The sequence below is a fragment of the Methylobacterium variabile genome (genome assembly GCF_001043975.1).
In the GTDB taxonomy this organism is placed as follows: domain Bacteria; phylum Pseudomonadota; class Alphaproteobacteria; order Rhizobiales; family Beijerinckiaceae; genus Methylobacterium; species Methylobacterium variabile.
The window spans coordinates 1-11,155 of record NZ_LABY01000173.1; the positions used below are offsets into that span (position 1 = coordinate 1).

An 11,155-nucleotide genomic window follows, 5' to 3' on the forward strand; every position below is an offset into this window, starting at 1 on the left:
GCGCTGCTCGGACTGCTCGCATGTCGCCAATCTCTACGATCGCCGCGACCTGAAGGGTGACCCGTCGTCGGATTGGTCGGGACCGCCTGCAATCCCGACCATCGAGAACATCCACGCCCGCGTGCTGGAGGCAGCGTCGCAGACCGGCGCGCTCGACATGTCCACGTGGCACCGCTGCGGCACGACGCATTGCCGAGCGGGCTGGGTCGTCCATCTCGCCGGCGAGCCCGGCTATGCCCTGGAGCGGTTCCACGGTACCGCTCTCGCCGCTCAGCTAATCTATCGCGAGAGCAACCCGGCGATGCCGGTTGCGCCCACCCGCTTTTACGAAACCAACGATCAGGCTCTCGCCGACATGCGGGCGATGGCTGATCGCGAGCGGACGGAGGCCACGACGTGACCAACCCCAACGGCACCGCGCCCGCGAACGGTCAGACCCGGCGTGAGCTGATTGAGGCTGCCCAGCGCGCTCGCCTGCTACGCGAGCGGGAGCAGAACCCGGACCCGCGCCGCCGCCCCGTCACGCCCGACAGCCGCTTGCCGGCCGTCGGCACACTGTCGGGAGATTGAGATGACGACTCGTCCTCTCGATGCCGCCCAGGCTGCCACGATGCTGCGCGAGCGCGGCATCCAGCCTGCTAGCGTCGCCACGCCGAGCGCGATGACCGAAGCTCTGTGCCGGGTGTGCGGCGACCACCGGCTGAGCGTGAAGAGCCTGCCGCAAGACTACGACGCGATCCGCGATGCGCTCGCCGGCTTGTGGCCGCCCCCCGCTCTCCCTCCCACAGGGGAGGGGAGCCGGTAATGCCCCGCAAGCACGCAAACAAGGTCTGCTTTCTCTGTGAGCGCCCGCTGCTCAAGGTCGAGAAGTACGGCTGCGGCTCTGCGTTTGGCGATACGCCGTGCTGGTGGGTGCCGACGATCAAAGAGCACGGCCTGGACGAGGCTGTTCGCATCTCGACGGCTAGGGCCAAGGCCCGCGAGTCCGCCTCCACCCCCTCCGCCTGACCACCCGAACCACAGAGGCACGATCATGCGCGATAAGACGAAGCTGCCGGAGGGCTGGAAGGCCACCTTCTCGCGAAGCATGTGCGGTATCGGGTATGACCTGACGAGAGAAGGTGACACAGCCCATTACGTCGGGAACGGGGAGGACTGGGCAGAGGCTGAGCGCAAGGCCATCGCCTATGCGTGGGCCTATGTGGACGGCGATAAGGCCCCACCCGCCTGGATGGTCGAGGTGGCGCGGGAGATCGGCGCCAGGATTTGCGAGCGCCAGAACTATCCGCAAGGAGCCAAAGCATATCGTGACGGCGATCACGACAATTCCAATGGTGTTCAAGGCAGCGTTTCCGCCCTCCGCCTCGCCCTTGAGCGCGGTCATGTCGTCGAGCCTCGGGAGTGGACAGAGGAAGAGTTGCTGGCCGCGGCGCGGGAGGATGCGGCGCAGGTCAACGATGTTCGTCTCCCGGGGTGGTCGAAGGCTGTTCGAGCCGGCGAGCAGGATGACCACGGCGAGGTTCAGTCAGCCCTCCAGGCCCGCCGCAACATGCTGCGGGAGGGGGCTGTAGGAGGGACGGCGAAGGCGCCTGAGGTGGATCTGGAAGATGTCCTAGAGCGGGCATGGGAGAATGGCTGGTCGGCCGCGGGGCTGGCGCTGAGCGGCCTCAAGCTCGGAGCGATCGGCGAAAACAAGCTCTTCGACGGGATGCGCGAGAGCGACGTGGCACGCCTTCTCTCCACTCTGCCAACCCGGGAGGCCTGAGCCATGGCCGAGATCCTTCGCCACAAGAAGACCGGCGGCCTGTACGAGGTGCTGTTCCGGGGAGCCAGTGTGCGAACCCACAACCCGCTGACGGACTATGACCTCGCCCTGATTGTCCGGCATGGCGAGGCCGGCGAGATCACCGCATGTTCGTCCATGTTCAATTCTCCGGCCGGGGCGTCCATTCTGTTCGCCGCGATAGTGCAAACCAGCGGACCGCTGGTCCACGGCGCCGAGGTGGTCGGCTACCGCGCGCTCGGCGGCGGCCCGGTCTGGGTCCGCCCGACCGCCGAGATGGACGACGGCCGGTTTGAGCCCGCCGACGCAGTCGAGGCACCCGTCACCCCTCTCCGGTCTCCTGCTGAGGTCGAGGGGTTGGTGGATCTCGTGATCGACTGCGCTTGGGCATGCGGGGCATTCAGCGCCACCGCCCCGAAGGAAGATCAGCGGAGCAACAAGGAGCAGCTTGAGCAAGCCCGCTCCGCTCTCCTATCCCGCATCAGCGCCACCCCGCCAGACCTGATCCAGGCGGCGAGGGAGGGGGCTGAAGGGGCCGCTCTCGATATCGTAGACTGGATGATGTGCGAGGGCCTGATGCGCCACCGCACGATGGAGGACGACGCTCTCAAGATCGAAGACATCATCCTCCGAGCCCTCCAGTCCTCCACCCCCTCTCGGGAGGGTATTACTTCAGGGCGCCGCCCTGACGGGCACGGGCTGTCGTCCTCCGGACCGGGCCCTGCGGTCCCGGCGCCTGCCGGCGCTTCCATCCCTGGCGCTGGCGATCTTGCGGCTCAGGTTGCGGATCAGTGCAAAGTGGTCGCGCATCTCGCACGCGCCCTTGCGCGTGTTCATGACGACTATACCACATTAGCGACCGAGCGTGTTTTCACATCAATTATGCATGATGTCGGGCAGAGGTCGGCCGAGTTGATGGAAATGCTTGGTGAAGCGCTAAACAATATGGATGCGACTTCGACTGAAGATGAGTGGACCGACCCCATCTTCGAGGCCGCGCAGATCGCATTTCCAATTCGCGCCAGGGATCAGCGCGCGGAGCGTGAAGACGGCGCAAGCCGGCTGAGGCCAGAGGCCGCGAGCCCGGTCCGCGCAGCGGAGGCGCCCTCAAGTATAGTCCAAGATCCCGCCTCCCCGCGTCCCTCCTCCCAGGAGGTGGGCGATGCGTGAGCCTGACCTGCTGGACGCGCTCCGCCGATTTGCAGCGATCGGAAGGCCTGTCATCGGTCCCTGTCCAGGCAGCAACTTTCTGCCGGTTCTAGAGCATCGTTCTGACGATGACAAAATACGGGTTTCTGGCGAAGAACTAGAACGGATGCTTCGAGCCGGCCTTCTTACCGCAATCCAAGATCCAGGGTCGCACTTCGTCGTTGACGACACAGACGAGTATGGCGGCATTGATGCAGACCATTTGTGGTCTTTGTCGCCCGCCGGCCGCACCGCCCTCGACAGAGAGACTGAGGAGACCGGACGATGACCGAAGAGGAAATCGCCATGATCGCTGCGGCTCCTGATCATGCCGGACACGCTCTCAGGCCGGAGAGCTACCCGCTCCTGATGGATTACGAGATGGACGCGGTGATCCCGGCAAAGGACGGACGCCCGTGGCGTAAGGCCTGTCCTGACTGCCTCTTTCGGACCTGCGACCCCCAAAACGTCGGCCAAGGGTACCAGCGCAGCATCCGGCTTTCTGATCCTGCTCGCGACGGGCTCTTCTACTGCACCCACCGCACGGACGCCGGAGAGCACCGCGTCTGCGCCTGCTACGCCGCGTGCCGGCATGGGGAGTTCGGCAGTGCGGAGCGCGCCTCTCTCCAACCCGAAGGAGCCCCCGATGTCTGACCACACCAGCGTGAGGGGGCAGGAGGGGCGCGACCCCAAGGGGTCGGGTCACCCGTCTTCGACAGAGCCCCTGACGGGTCTCTGCCCTGCGGGCGGGTCCCCCTCGCGCAAAGTTGCGAGGACGGTCGCCGAGGCAGTGGCAGGCGATCTGCTTTGGCATCTTGATCGCGACGGCAGCGTGTATCGTAACGGCAAATACATCGGTCGCGGCAAATGGACGGCGGTTGAGGTTCAATCCGCAGGGCGCCAATCAGTCGAAGTCGGAGACAAGGCTTATCCCCGCAGTTATCGGAAGTACGCCCGCGACACGGGGTTAGAGCGTGGCTGGAGCGGGCACGGCTATCAAGATCGTCTCTTCGGCCATGCCGAGCGCGCCGAACATTGGTGGCGCGGCCAAGCATACAAATTGGCCGAACTCATCAAAGACTGCCGAAATATTGAAACCCTCAAGACAATTGCATTTACCCTTGACGCGCCGCAACCGCCAGATTTCAGCGTTACGTCGGATGCGGAGGGCTCCGCGCGATGAATAATCACTCTGCGCCATGCGATGGAAGCGGCGAAGCCGGCGAGACGCGCAGCGATGAAGCTACGCGCTACGCTGAACGTCTTGCTGTTGCGCTCTGGGAAAAGCACTGGAAGGCCGACGCGCCACTATGGCGGCCGCTTGCGGGCGATCTGGTCGGCATCCTCACACAGATCGACAACATGACCACAGGTCTTGTGCGCAAGGAAGAGGCGCAAGGCTATGGATAATCCCGAGATCTGGAACGACGAAGGCTTCTTAAGTCGATTTCGGGCTAAAATTCAAATCGGCCTAGAGGATGAGTGCTGGCCCTGGCTGGGGGCTGCAATCAGGGGTCGCGGCTGTCTCAGATATAAGGGCAGAGAGTTCCTGGCCCCGCGCATAGCCAAGGTGATCGAAGAGAAGGCATGGCCGGCACAAGGACTGCTTGCCTGCCACAGCTGCGATAACCCAACCTGCGTAAACCCGAAGCATATCTGGTGGGGCACAAACCGCGAGAACATTCGAGACGCCGCCTCCAAAGGCTTGCTCGGGCCGCAAAAGCGGACGCACTGCCGTCGCGGACATGAGCTTACCGAAGACAACTACATCTTCTCGCAGGGCATTCGGAGATGTCGGCAATGCAGGCTAATTCATCAGAAAAAGTGGCGGATGGCGCGGGTCGCAACGTGATGACCGAAGGCAACAGCGCGGCCCGCGAAGCGGGGGCGCCCGACCAATCCCCCACCCGGGAGCTACAGGCTGAGGTCAAGAGGCTGAGGCGGGTCTGCACGGCCCTCGGAAAGGACCTGCGCTCCGCCGAGATGGATCGCGACGACGCTCGCCGCGGCGAGGAGATCTGGGCCCTTCGATGCGGCGTCGTCATCGGCCGATCCCCGATCCCCGATGCGCCGGCAGACCTCGGCCGGCTCGCTGCCGAGACGATGTGGCGGGCCGCGGGTGTGCAGTCCAGGGCCCGGTGGGACGACTGCACGCAGGAAGAGCGCCAGCGCTGGGCCTACGTCGAGGCGGCCTGCTGCGAGCGCGCGAAGGCCAATTTGCCTGAGGTCGCCAATCTCGTTGCCGAGACCGGGGCCCTGATGTCCGAGCGAGACGGCGCCCGCCGTGATGCCGATCGTCTCCGCACCGCAATAGCGGAGAGCGAGCGCAAGTGGAAGGATGCTGAAGCGACCTCCTATCAGCGCGGCCTATGGGCTGCGGCTACTGCCATTGAAGCGATCTCACGCCCGGGGACACCGGCACCCGGCCAGCTACCCACCGCCCACGCGGCCCTCGCCGGGTTCTACTCAGGGCTCGCCCATGCCGTCTTCACGATCCGAGCCCTCGCCACCCCGACCCAGGAGACCCCCGATGTCACGGGCTGACGAGCTGCGCGCGCTTCCCCGCAAGGCGATCTCCATCCGCCAGCCGTGGGCGCACATGATCCTGCATGAGGGAAAGTCGGTCGAGAACCGAAGCTGGTCGACCAGCTTCCGCGGCCCGGTTCTGCTGCATGCCGCCAAGGGCATGACCCGCGACGAGTTCTGGGACGGAATGTGCACGCTCGAAGCCATCTCTCGCCAAGATCGCGAGACCAACAACCGGCGACGCGCACAGATCCACCAAGCCATGCAGCGCGGGGGCATCGTAGGTATCGTCGACATCGTGGACTGTGTCACCGACCACCCGTCGCCCTGGTTCGTCGGTCGCTACGGCTTCGTGCTTGCCAACCCGCGCCCGCTGCCATTCGTGTCGTGCCGCGGCGCCCTCGGCTTCTTCGACGTGCCGGACGAAGCCCGCGCCGCCCTCATCGCACGGGAGGCCGAGCATGGCTGAGGTTCGCGTGATCGTCGCCGGGCCTGTTGGCTGCGGCAAGTCCGCTATCGCAGGCGAAATCGAGATTGCCATGAGGGCCATCGGTGTGCCGGTGCGCTTTGCTGATGAGCGCGAAGCACAGTCCGAGAAGAACATGACGCACGCGGACTGGACCGGCTACCTCGACATGTACCAGCCGAGCGTCGTGATCGAGGAACGGATTGACCCAAAGCCCACCCCGAGCCAGCCGAGCGGGGAGGTGCGGTGATGCCCTGGTGGATCGCTATGTCCGCGCTGGTCGGAGCGAGCTTCCAAGCCACCGATCCAGGTGCGCTGTTCCTGATCGCTGTAGCGCAGTTTGCCTTGGCATTCGCGCCCACAGAACCGGAGCCCTCCGATGCCCCATGACACCGACAGGGCAGGGCTTCGCGTCCTCGTCTGCGGGGGACGGGACTACGATGACAGGGACGCGATCTGGCGCGCCCTGGACGCCCTTTGTGGCGACATGACCGACGAGCACCCGATGGGCACTGTCGAGGTCACCCTTGTCTATGCAGGCGGGTTCGATCGCTTCGCCCTTCAGGTGGACGGCTGGGCGGTCTGCAACTGGTGCCAGGTGGTCGAGATGGATCTTGCGCTTGCGCTGGCCAGCCTTCGCCCAGATCTGGTCCTCGCCTTCCCAGGCGCAGATCCGGTCCTGCTCTCCCGCGCCCGCGCCGCCGGTATCCAGATCAACGCGGTGGGAGGTGGCGATGTCGGGTGAAGTTCACATTTCGTCCTTCGTGTGCGGGCGATGCGGCACCCGCCACGAGAACCTTCCGCCTGGGTGGAACGTGGGCCGCATCGTCCCTGCCGATGCCTGCTCCTGCGGTGCCAGCCCCGACCCGCTCCGGGCAGGCCGCATCCGCGAGCTTGAGGCCGAGCGTGACGCAGCCCTTCGCGAGCGGGACGAGTTCGAGCAGGCGATCATGGCCCTAGAGGCGAAGATCAGCAGCCTCGCGCCGCACGGATCCTGCGCCTGCTCCTACGACCGTCCGGGCGATGTGTGCATGCACCACAGCCCGGCGCTTGCCGCGGCGCAGGCCGAGAACGCCCGGCTCCTCATTGCCCTCCACGATGCGATCCGCCAGCCGATGGGCGTCACGCCCGACAGCGCCGTCGAGTTCTACAGCCCGCGTATGGCGGACGAGGCCGAAGCGCGGCGGCCCAGGTGGTCTGATCGCGCCCGCCCCGCCGCCCCGGTCTCCACAGCCACAGGAGGGGAGGTCTAAGCATGCCGCGCGCCCGAGCGATCATCGCTGAGCGCCCCCTGCCGCTGCCGACCTCGCGCCTGCTGAACCGGGCCGAGGCGGCAGCCTATCTCGGGCTCGGCGCCACCGCGCCGCTGCCTGTCACCCCGAAGCGGGTCCGACCCGGCAAGCAAGGCTTGCGCTACGACGTCCGGGACTTGGACCGCTGGATCGACTCGCTTGAGATGGGCGAGATCGGCGAGACCGACGAGGATCTGCTGGACAGGCTGAGACGATGACCAAGGTGCGCGTGCCCGGCGTGAAGATCTACGTCTCGAAGGGCATAACCTACGCCTACGACCGGGCGTCCGGCGTGCGCCTGACACCGCCTCACGTGATCGGCACGCCCGAGTGGTGGCGGGCGCTCGAGGAGATCCGCGCCAAGGCGAAGCCCGAGGTGAAGGAGAAGCCCGGCACCTGGGGCTCGCTCGTAGTGTCCTATCGCGCCAGCCCGCGGTTCCTGTCCGACCTCGCGCCGCGCACTCGGGCCGATTACCAGAAGGTGCTCGACTATCTCGGCCCGCTCCACGACGTCGCGCTGGCGCGCTGGAGCCGCGGGTTCGTGGCCGCGCTGCGCGATCGAGCCCAGAAGGAGAGGGGCCGGCGCTTCGCGAATTACGTGCTCTCGGTCGTGAGCGTCGTCTTCGCCCATGGGATGGAACGCGAGCTCGCCGATGCGAACCCGGTCCGGGACGTGAAGAAGCTGCGCCGCCCGAAGGGGCAGCCACGCGCCAACCGACCATGGGCGAAGGAGGAGTGGGACGCCGTCGTCGCCGCGGCTTCGCCCGAGCTGCGCGCCGCCATCATGCTCGGCGGGGTGCTCGGCTACCGACAGGGGGAGGCGCTGTCGGTGAAGCGCGACACCTGGAACCGAACGGCCGGCACATTGTCTCGGGTCTCGGCGAAGAGCGGCAAGCCGGTGAAGGTGCAGGCGCCGGAGGCGGTCGCCGAGGCCTTGGCTGCGCTTTCCGAGCACCGGGCGACGACGCTGCTCGTCAACAGCCGCGGCCAGCCGTGGAAGGAGGACGGGTTCCGGGGGAGCTTCTTCCGGCTGATCCGACAGCTTGAGGCGGACGGCAAGATCGCCGACGGGCTGACGTTCCACGGGCTGCGCCACACCGCGGCGACCCAGATGCGCCAGTTGGGGTTCGACACGCGCACGATCGCCGACATGCTCGGCCAGGAGACCGAGGGCATGGCGGCGCATTATTCGCGCGAGGCCGACCTCGAACCGAAGCTGCGAGGGGTGGTGGTCAAGCTGGATCAGGAGAACAGGAAGCGCACGAAGGCTGTCTAACCAGCCGGACAGAAGTGTCTAACCGCCCTGCGGAGCGGCTGATAATGGGGCTCTAAGTGCTTGAAAATATTGGTGGCTGGGGGACGTGGATTCGAACCACGACTAACGGAGTCAGAGTCCGCTGTTCTACCGTTAAACTATCCCCCAACGGGGCGTTGCGTGCCGGGGATCAGAGGAAGCTTCCGTCTGTCCGGGGTGTCACGTCACCGCCTCGGGTGCGGTGCAGATAGGCTGGTTCTCGGATGGGGTCAAGGCCTTCTTGCCATCTTGGCGGAGCAATCGCTCGGGCGCCGATCGAGGCGGGGTAAGTTCGGCGGTGCGGAAGGTTTCGGGTGGCTCGCGGCCCACGGCCGCCGTCTCGTCGACCGGGGGGGTGAAGACTGGGGCTACGGCGACCGCGGTGCAACACGCAGGGTGCGAGAGGCGTGACCAACGGCGCGACGGCGGGCGGGCGGAACAAGACCGGTCGGGTGCGGCCGCAGATCGACAGCGATACACAAGATTTCCTTGAAGCACGCATGGTTTCACTTGATGGAGGCACATTTCTCCCGATATGCCGGGACGACTCGGATCGTGCCGGGTTGCTCAGATCGGGATGGAAGCTCGTGTCGGACGTCAACCTGGAGCAGCAGTCTGAGTTGGTCGGCCTCGCGGCCGACATCGTCTCATCCTATGTCGCGAACAACAATCTTCAGGTCGCAGAGCTGCCGGGATTGATCGCGTCCGTGCACGCCTCCCTCATGGCGCTCGGCCAGCCGGTCGCGGCGGCGGCCGAGGAGACCCGGGCGACGCCGGCGCAGATCCGCAAGTCGGTCACGCCCGACCACCTGATCAGCTTCATCGACGGCAAGCCTTATCGGTCGCTCAAGCGTCACCTCACCTCGCAGGGGCTGACGCCCGCCGATTACCGCCAGAAGTTCGGCCTGCCGCACGACTACCCGATGGTCGCGGCGAGCTACGCCGCCCAGCGCTCCGCCCTCGCCAAGAGCCTCGGCCTCGGGCAGCGCCGGCGCGACGCCGCGGCGGCGGCCCAGGCCGCGGCAGCCGAAGCCGCCGAGGCGGAGGCTGCCGCGGCGAAGACCGCTGCGGACGCTCCGGAGGAGAAGCCCGCTCCGCGCCGCCGCGCGCGCAAGGCCGCGGCCGAGTAGCATGGCCCTCGCCAATCCCTGGCGGCGGACGAGAGGCCGGCGCGTTCCGTCCCGCGAGCAGGTGCTGCTGTTCCTGACTGGCGCCGCGATCGCGGTGGTCGGGGTGGCGCTGGCCGGCGGCGATCTGCTGGGGCACTGGCGCGGATGAGACGGATCGTGTGCGCGGCGGGGCTGGCGCTCGCCCTCGTGGCGGGGCATGCCGCGGCGCGGGGGGCGGCCGGAGCAGAAAAGCTCGTCTCCGCCGCCGCAGCCATCCGGGCCTGCACCGGGCAGTCGGTGCCGGAGTACCGGAAAGGCGCCTGCCTCGACGACGCCGCCAAGGCGCTGCGGGAGCGGCTCGCCGCGGAGGTGGAGCGCAAGCTCGCCGCCATCGCGACGGTTGCCACCCGGCCGCCGAGCCCCGGCAGCCTGGCGGGTCGCGAGGATGCGGAGAACTGGCGCAAGGCGTTCCTGGCAGCCCAGGCGGCGTGGGACGAGTATTTCCGGCGCCATTGCGACAGCCTCTACGACTTCGACTATCATGGCGGCTCGGCGGCGGGGCAGCTCGCCTCGTCGTGCAAGATCCGGCTCATCGCGGCGCGGATCGGCGAGTTGCGGGAGTGACGCCGCGGGAGGGCTGTCGATGAGCGCGCCGCTGACCTTCGAGGACGACATCGAGGCGCGCCTGGGCGCCCTCGAGCTGATCGTGACCGCCCTGCTGCGGGAGCGGGTTCAGCGGGATCCGAACGCCCGGGAGGCGGTGCTCGAGGAGCTGCGCAGCGCGGCCCAGGTGCCGGCGCCGCCCACGCCGAAGACCGAGGCGTCCCTGGCCAAGGCCCTCGCGCTCGCGGAGATCATCCTGGCGCCCTGACGAGCGTCTCGGCGAGGGAATGCGATCGCCGGGCCGGGACGTCAGGCGCCGCCGATCGGCTCGGTCACCTTTCCGGTGCCGGCGCAGTCCGGACAGGAATCGCCCTCGATCCGGCCTGTGCCGGCGCAGCGCCGGCACAGGTTCTCGCCGGTCCCGGGCGTGCCGGGCTCCGCCTTGTCGCCGGGCTTGGTTGGTTCGACCATCACGCCACCTCGTCCAAGCTGGTGCAGGCCGGGCGCAACCGCCCGGCCGCGTCTTCTCATGAGGGTGAGGCCGGCGGCCCCGCGTCAGTAGCCGTAGCCGTAGGAGACGCAGGTCCCGTAGACGTCGTCGTAGTAGGCGTAGGGGCCGCAGCCGCCGTAATACCCGCCGTACCCACCGTAACCCGCGTATCCTCCGTAATAGCCGACGTTGGAGAGGCCGTAGCCGAGCCCGAGGCCCAGGCCGACGCCGGCAAGCCCGTAGCCCAGGCCGCGGCCATAACCGCCGCGGTAGCCGTAGCCGCGATAGCCGCCGAACCCGCCGCGGTAACCGGCGAAGCCACCCCGGTAGCCGCCGAAGCCGGCACCGCGGTAGCCGCCGAACCCGCCCCGGTAGCCACCGAAGCCGGCGCCGCGATAGCCGCC

24 protein-coding genes and 1 tRNA gene are annotated in these 11,155 nt (G+C 67.3%); 22 read left to right on the forward strand and 3 right to left on the reverse strand.

Going from position 1 to position 11,155, the window contains the following annotated elements:
• From VQ02_RS38345 to VQ02_RS23460, 18 genes are all read left to right on the forward strand, one after another.
• Window positions 1–400: hypothetical protein (locus VQ02_RS38345; protein ID WP_048446634.1), on the forward strand; the 400-nt coding region annotated here is incomplete at its 5' end.
• Entirely contained in the window at window positions 397–570 is a 174-nt protein-coding gene (locus VQ02_RS37480; protein WP_157080769.1) for a hypothetical protein, read from the forward strand. The genes VQ02_RS38345 and VQ02_RS37480, both read left to right, overlap by 4 nt.
• A 1-nt stretch (window position 571) precedes the next feature.
• The gene (locus tag VQ02_RS23405) at window positions 572–805 is read left to right on the forward strand and encodes a hypothetical protein (protein WP_048446635.1); all 234 of its coding nucleotides are present in this window, start codon (window positions 572–574) and stop codon (window positions 803–805) included.
• On the forward strand, window positions 805–1,008 hold the full coding sequence (locus tag VQ02_RS23410; protein ID WP_048446636.1) for a hypothetical protein: 204 nt from the start codon (window positions 805–807) through the stop codon (window positions 1,006–1,008). Before VQ02_RS23405 ends, VQ02_RS23410 begins: the two co-directional genes overlap by 1 nt.
• Window positions 1,009–1,033: 25 nt before the next feature.
• Entirely contained in the window at window positions 1,034–1,765 is a 732-nt protein-coding gene (locus tag VQ02_RS23415) for a hypothetical protein (protein WP_048446637.1), read from the forward strand.
• A 3-nt stretch (window positions 1,766–1,768) separates the two neighbouring features.
• Window positions 1,769–2,953, forward strand: coding sequence for a hypothetical protein (locus VQ02_RS23420; protein ID WP_048446638.1), 1,185 nt, complete (start codon window positions 1,769–1,771; stop codon window positions 2,951–2,953).
• Entirely contained in the window at window positions 2,946–3,260 is a 315-nt protein-coding gene (locus tag VQ02_RS37485) for a hypothetical protein (RefSeq protein WP_157080770.1), read from the forward strand. Before VQ02_RS23420 ends, VQ02_RS37485 begins: the two co-directional genes overlap by 8 nt.
• The gene (locus tag VQ02_RS23425) at window positions 3,257–3,625 is read left to right on the forward strand and encodes a hypothetical protein (protein WP_048446639.1); all 369 of its coding nucleotides are present in this window, start codon (window positions 3,257–3,259) and stop codon (window positions 3,623–3,625) included. Before VQ02_RS37485 ends, VQ02_RS23425 begins: the two co-directional genes overlap by 4 nt.
• Window positions 3,626–3,761: 136 nt before the next feature.
• Window positions 3,762–4,154: a hypothetical protein gene (locus VQ02_RS37490; protein ID WP_157080771.1), complete on the forward strand. Its 393-nt coding sequence runs from the start codon at window positions 3,762–3,764 to the stop codon at window positions 4,152–4,154.
• The gene (locus VQ02_RS37495; RefSeq protein ID WP_157080772.1) at window positions 4,151–4,381 is read left to right on the forward strand and encodes a hypothetical protein; all 231 of its coding nucleotides are present in this window, start codon (window positions 4,151–4,153) and stop codon (window positions 4,379–4,381) included. Before VQ02_RS37490 ends, VQ02_RS37495 begins: the two co-directional genes overlap by 4 nt.
• Window positions 4,374–4,823, forward strand: coding sequence for an HNH endonuclease family protein (locus VQ02_RS37500; protein WP_157080773.1), 450 nt, complete (start codon window positions 4,374–4,376; stop codon window positions 4,821–4,823). Before VQ02_RS37495 ends, VQ02_RS37500 begins: the two co-directional genes overlap by 8 nt.
• Entirely contained in the window at window positions 4,823–5,515 is a 693-nt protein-coding gene (locus tag VQ02_RS23430) for a hypothetical protein (protein WP_048446640.1), read from the forward strand. Before VQ02_RS37500 ends, VQ02_RS23430 begins: the two co-directional genes overlap by 1 nt.
• Window positions 5,502–5,966: an ASCH domain-containing protein gene (locus VQ02_RS23435; protein ID WP_048446641.1), complete on the forward strand. Its 465-nt coding sequence runs from the start codon at window positions 5,502–5,504 to the stop codon at window positions 5,964–5,966. Before VQ02_RS23430 ends, VQ02_RS23435 begins: the two co-directional genes overlap by 14 nt.
• Window positions 5,959–6,213 (forward strand): hypothetical protein, encoded by a 255-nt coding sequence (locus VQ02_RS23440; RefSeq protein ID WP_053080518.1) that lies wholly within the window; start codon window positions 5,959–5,961, stop codon window positions 6,211–6,213. The genes VQ02_RS23435 and VQ02_RS23440 overlap by 8 nt, the downstream gene beginning before the upstream one ends.
• 129 nt (window positions 6,214–6,342) lie before the next feature.
• On the forward strand, window positions 6,343–6,708 hold the full coding sequence (locus VQ02_RS23445; RefSeq protein WP_048446642.1) for an SLOG family protein: 366 nt from the start codon (window positions 6,343–6,345) through the stop codon (window positions 6,706–6,708).
• Window positions 6,709–6,778: 70 nt separating this feature from the next.
• On the forward strand, window positions 6,779–7,216 hold the full coding sequence (locus tag VQ02_RS23450) for a hypothetical protein (protein WP_048446643.1): 438 nt from the start codon (window positions 6,779–6,781) through the stop codon (window positions 7,214–7,216).
• A gap of 2 nt (window positions 7,217–7,218) precedes the next feature.
• Entirely contained in the window at window positions 7,219–7,473 is a 255-nt protein-coding gene (locus VQ02_RS23455; protein ID WP_048446644.1) for a hypothetical protein, read from the forward strand.
• The gene (locus VQ02_RS23460) at window positions 7,470–8,531 is read left to right on the forward strand and encodes a tyrosine-type recombinase/integrase (protein WP_048446645.1); all 1,062 of its coding nucleotides are present in this window, start codon (window positions 7,470–7,472) and stop codon (window positions 8,529–8,531) included. The genes VQ02_RS23455 and VQ02_RS23460 overlap by 4 nt, the downstream gene beginning before the upstream one ends.
• 73 nt (window positions 8,532–8,604) lie before the next feature.
• Here VQ02_RS23460 and VQ02_RS23465 read toward each other — a convergent pair.
• Window positions 8,605–8,678 (reverse strand) — tRNA-Gln (locus VQ02_RS23465).
• A 278-nt stretch (window positions 8,679–8,956) separates the two neighbouring features.
• Here VQ02_RS23465 and VQ02_RS23470 point away from each other — a divergent pair.
• The 4 genes from VQ02_RS23470 to VQ02_RS23480 are packed head-to-tail and all read left to right on the forward strand — an operon-like array spanning window position 8,957 to window position 10,529.
• Window positions 8,957–9,679, forward strand: coding sequence for a Ros/MucR family transcriptional regulator (locus VQ02_RS23470; RefSeq protein ID WP_425339922.1), 723 nt, complete (start codon window positions 8,957–8,959; stop codon window positions 9,677–9,679).
• Between the two features lies 1 nt (window position 9,680).
• Window positions 9,681–9,827 (forward strand): hypothetical protein, encoded by a 147-nt coding sequence (locus VQ02_RS37505; protein ID WP_157080774.1) that lies wholly within the window; start codon window positions 9,681–9,683, stop codon window positions 9,825–9,827.
• Window positions 9,824–10,282: a lysozyme inhibitor LprI family protein gene (locus tag VQ02_RS23475; protein ID WP_083469399.1), complete on the forward strand. Its 459-nt coding sequence runs from the start codon at window positions 9,824–9,826 to the stop codon at window positions 10,280–10,282. Before VQ02_RS37505 ends, VQ02_RS23475 begins: the two co-directional genes overlap by 4 nt.
• A gap of 19 nt (window positions 10,283–10,301) precedes the next feature.
• Window positions 10,302–10,529 (forward strand): hypothetical protein, encoded by a 228-nt coding sequence (locus tag VQ02_RS23480; protein ID WP_048446647.1) that lies wholly within the window; start codon window positions 10,302–10,304, stop codon window positions 10,527–10,529.
• Between the two features lie 41 nt (window positions 10,530–10,570).
• Here the strand turns inward: VQ02_RS23480 and VQ02_RS38350 are convergent, their stop codons facing one another.
• Both VQ02_RS38350 and VQ02_RS38355 read right to left on the reverse strand, forming a co-directional pair.
• On the reverse strand, window positions 10,571–10,732 hold the full coding sequence (locus VQ02_RS38350; RefSeq protein ID WP_167350784.1) for a hypothetical protein: 162 nt from the start codon (window positions 10,730–10,732) through the stop codon (window positions 10,571–10,573).
• Window positions 10,733–10,816: 84 nt separating this feature from the next.
• The coding region (locus VQ02_RS38355) for a hypothetical protein (protein ID WP_048446648.1) at window positions 10,817–11,155 on the reverse strand (339 nt) is incomplete at its 5' end.

Bases quoted from the DNA above. Each gene is read 5' to 3' on its own strand.
- VQ02_RS23405 (WP_048446635.1), top strand. From the start codon at position 572: ATGACGACTCGTCCTCTCGATGCCGCCCAGGCTGCCACGATGCTGCGC.
- VQ02_RS23410 (WP_048446636.1), top strand. From the start codon at position 805: ATGCCCCGCAAGCACGCAAACAAGGTCTGCTTTCTCTGTGAGCGCCCG.
- VQ02_RS23415 (WP_048446637.1), top strand. From the start codon at position 1,034: ATGCGCGATAAGACGAAGCTGCCGGAGGGCTGGAAGGCCACCTTCTCG.
- VQ02_RS23420 (WP_048446638.1), top strand. From the start codon at position 1,769: ATGGCCGAGATCCTTCGCCACAAGAAGACCGGCGGCCTGTACGAGGTG.
- VQ02_RS37485 (WP_157080770.1), top strand. From the start codon at position 2,946: ATGCGTGAGCCTGACCTGCTGGACGCGCTCCGCCGATTTGCAGCGATC.
- VQ02_RS23425 (WP_048446639.1), top strand. From the start codon at position 3,257: ATGACCGAAGAGGAAATCGCCATGATCGCTGCGGCTCCTGATCATGCC.
- VQ02_RS37495 (WP_157080772.1), top strand. From the start codon at position 4,151: ATGAATAATCACTCTGCGCCATGCGATGGAAGCGGCGAAGCCGGCGAG.
- VQ02_RS37500 (WP_157080773.1), top strand. From the start codon at position 4,374: ATGGATAATCCCGAGATCTGGAACGACGAAGGCTTCTTAAGTCGATTT.
- VQ02_RS23430 (WP_048446640.1), top strand. From the start codon at position 4,823: ATGACCGAAGGCAACAGCGCGGCCCGCGAAGCGGGGGCGCCCGACCAA.
- VQ02_RS23435 (WP_048446641.1), top strand. From the start codon at position 5,502: ATGTCACGGGCTGACGAGCTGCGCGCGCTTCCCCGCAAGGCGATCTCC.
- VQ02_RS23440 (WP_053080518.1), top strand. From the start codon at position 5,959: ATGGCTGAGGTTCGCGTGATCGTCGCCGGGCCTGTTGGCTGCGGCAAG.
- VQ02_RS23445 (WP_048446642.1), top strand. From the start codon at position 6,343: ATGCCCCATGACACCGACAGGGCAGGGCTTCGCGTCCTCGTCTGCGGG.
- VQ02_RS23455 (WP_048446644.1), top strand. From the start codon at position 7,219: ATGCCGCGCGCCCGAGCGATCATCGCTGAGCGCCCCCTGCCGCTGCCG.
- VQ02_RS23460 (WP_048446645.1), top strand. From the start codon at position 7,470: ATGACCAAGGTGCGCGTGCCCGGCGTGAAGATCTACGTCTCGAAGGGC.
- VQ02_RS37505 (WP_157080774.1), top strand. From the start codon at position 9,681: ATGGCCCTCGCCAATCCCTGGCGGCGGACGAGAGGCCGGCGCGTTCCG.
- VQ02_RS23475 (WP_083469399.1), top strand. From the start codon at position 9,824: ATGAGACGGATCGTGTGCGCGGCGGGGCTGGCGCTCGCCCTCGTGGCG.
- VQ02_RS23480 (WP_048446647.1), top strand. From the start codon at position 10,302: ATGAGCGCGCCGCTGACCTTCGAGGACGACATCGAGGCGCGCCTGGGC.
- VQ02_RS38350 (WP_167350784.1), bottom strand. From the start codon at position 10,732: ATGGTCGAACCAACCAAGCCCGGCGACAAGGCGGAGCCCGGCACGCCC.